At 63.5% G+C, this 2,702-nt stretch carries 3 protein-coding genes; all 3 read right to left on the reverse strand.

Going from position 1 to position 2,702, the window contains the following annotated elements; translation table 11 throughout:
- A partial coding sequence (locus EN914_RS31180) for a VOC family protein (protein WP_206527284.1) occupies positions 1-248 on the reverse strand: 248 nt, incomplete at its 3' end.
- 110 nt (positions 249-358) lie between these two features.
- On the reverse strand, positions 359-2,029 hold the full coding sequence (locus tag EN914_RS31185) for a ribonuclease J (protein ID WP_013531104.1): 1,671 nt from the start codon (positions 2,027-2,029) through the stop codon (positions 359-361).
- 116 nt (positions 2,030-2,145) lie between these two features.
- On the reverse strand, positions 2,146-2,702 hold a 557-nt coding region (locus EN914_RS31190; RefSeq protein ID WP_164779040.1), incomplete at its 5' end, for a biotin--[acetyl-CoA-carboxylase] ligase.

The following is a 2,702-nucleotide window of genomic DNA, read 5'->3' on the forward strand; positions in this document are numbered from 1 at the left end:
TCATAGCAAAGGTGATGCATGCCGCCGGAGGGGTTCTTCTCCAGGAAGGCGGCGATCGGCGATCCCTCGCCCAAAGGCTCCAGAAGTTCGACCTTGGTGTTGCCGACATTGACGAACACCACCGTCACCCCGTGCTCCGGCAGTGCCTGCGGCGCCGTCACCTCCGCGCCGAGCGTGTTGCGGTAGGCCGCTACGGCAGCAGCCAGATCCGGCACGGCAAGCGCGACATGGTTCAGACGTCCGAGCATAGGTTTTCCCCAGGGCAGTATGGCAATAGGGCAGTATGGCAATAGGGGAAAAGCTGACCTGCCTCGTATCGAAATCCCTACTGCCCTACTCCCTTACTGCCCTACTCCCCTCAGCGAGTGACGAACACCGTCACCAGCGGCTTCTTGCCCCAGGCTTCGTTGGCGGCGCCGCGCACGGCGCGCCGCACTGCTTCCTGCACCAGGTCGAGGTCTTTTCGGCGCTGACGGGGGATCGAGTCCACCGCGCCGATTGCCGCATCGATCATCAGATCTTCCAGCGACTCGCCACGGCCATCGGCCTCGGCGACGCCGATGGCGACCAAATCGGGGTCGCCGGCAAGCTCATATTTGTCGTCCAACACGACATTGACCGCCACGTGGCCGGCAAAGGACAATTTGCGCCGGTCGCGGATGCCCATCGCCTGATCGGTGCCGATCAGTCTGCCATCCTTGTAGATACGGCCGAACGGCACCTGATCCATGATGGTGGCTGGGCCGGGAGCAAGCCTGAGCATGTCGCCGTCGCGCACCTGCGCCACCTGGCCGATGCCCGATGTCGACATCAGCGAGCCCTGCGCCACCAGATGTGCCGCCTCGCCATGCACGGGAACGCCGATCTGCGGGCGCACCCATTCATACATCTTGCGCAATTCGCTGCGCCGCGGATGGCCGGAGACATGCACCAGCGCATCGCCGTCCTCGATGATCTTGACGCCGAGGTCGATGAGACGGTTCTTGATCTCGAGGATCGCCTTCTCGTTGCCGGGAATCGTACGCGAGGAAAACACCACCGTGTCGCCTGCCGTCAGCGACACCGACTTCATCTCTTCGCGCGACAGCTTGGCCAGTGCGGCCAGCGGCTCGCCCTGGCTGCCCGTGCAGATGATGACCAGGTTTTCGCGCGGGATGAAACCAAAATCCTCCTCGGCGATGAACTCCGGCAGACCGTCCATGTAGCCGAGTTCGCCGGCCACATCGATGACCCGCTTCAGCGAACGGCCAAGCACCAGGCACTGGCGTCCGGCATCGCGCGCCGCTTTGGCGATCGAGACGATGCGTCCGACATTGGAGGAGAACGTAGTGACGGCGACACGGCCCTTGGCAGCCTGGATGACGCCCTTGAGGCCCTCGCCCACAGCCACTTCCGAAGGCGACTCGCCTTCGCGCAGCGCATTGGTCGAATCGCAGATCAGCGCCAGAACGCCCTTGTCGCCATAGGCGCGGAAACGCGCCTCGTCGGTCTTCGGCCCGATCGTCGGCTCCGGATCGATCTTCCAGTCACCGGTATGGATGACGGTGCCTGCCGGCGAGGTGATCGCCAGCGACATCGGCTCGGGAATCGAGTGCGCGACCGGAATGGCTTCGATCTCGAAGGGGCCGACGGTGAATTTCTCGCCCGCCCGGTAGATCGTGACCGGTATTTTCGGTGCGCCCTGCTCGCCTTGCCGCTTGGCTTCCAGCAGGCCGGCGCTGAACGGCGTCATCCAGACCGGCGCCTTCAGCTTCGGCCATGTGTCGAGCAGCGCGCCGTAATGGTCTTCATGCGCATGCGTGATGATGATGCCGCGCAGATTGGCGAGGTTCTCCTCGATGAAGCGTGTGTCGGGCAGCACCAGGTCGACGCCCGGCAGGCTGGCATCGGGGAAGGTCACTCCGACATCGATGACGATCCATTCGCGCGCGCTGGGCGGCCCGTAGCCGTAAAGAGCGAAGTTCATGCCGATCTCGCCGACGCCGCCGAGCGGCACGAAGACGAGTTCGGCGTTTTCCGCTTTCGCCATGATTTTTCCCTTCCTGGCCCTCAGGCCAAGCTCAAAAGCAATTCCGGGAAAAGTGTGTAACGGTTTTCCCACCGGAGTTGCGCAAAAACAAACAGTTAGAACCGTTCATGAACGGCCTATGCCCTGGCCGAAGCGACCGCGCCGAAATGCACATCGCCGGCGGCGATCGTCCGAACCGAACCTTCATCGTCGCGGATCACGAAACGGCAGTCCTCGTCAATGGTCTCAAACACCCCGCGCACCACATTACCGTCAATTCTGACGGCAACCTCGCCGCCGAGCCCCGCGGCACGATCGAGCCACCGTCGCCTGACGGCGGCAAGTCCGCGCCCCTCATCCCACAATCGGGCATTCTCGCTCCAGGCATCCGACAGCGCCAGGAACAGTGTTTCCGCATCGCATGCCGCGCCCAGCGCGCGCAAGGAAGTTGCGGGATACGGCAAATCCTCAGGGTATGCCACCACATTGACGCCGATGCCGACCGCCACTCCGAAACGGCCGCCCTCGAGGATTGCCGATTCCAGCAGGATGCCGGCCAGCTTGGCGCCGGAGGCAAGCACGTCGTTCGGCCATTTCAGCTCGAAACGGTTTTTTCCTTCGCTGCCACCGTCGAGGCCAATGGCGATCCGGCCCTTCGGCACCACGGCATCGAGTGCATCGGCCAGTGCCAGTC

Source organism: Mesorhizobium sp. M7A.F.Ca.CA.001.08.2.1, assembly GCF_003998455.1.
GTDB lineage: Bacteria > Pseudomonadota > Alphaproteobacteria > Rhizobiales > Rhizobiaceae > Mesorhizobium > Mesorhizobium ciceri.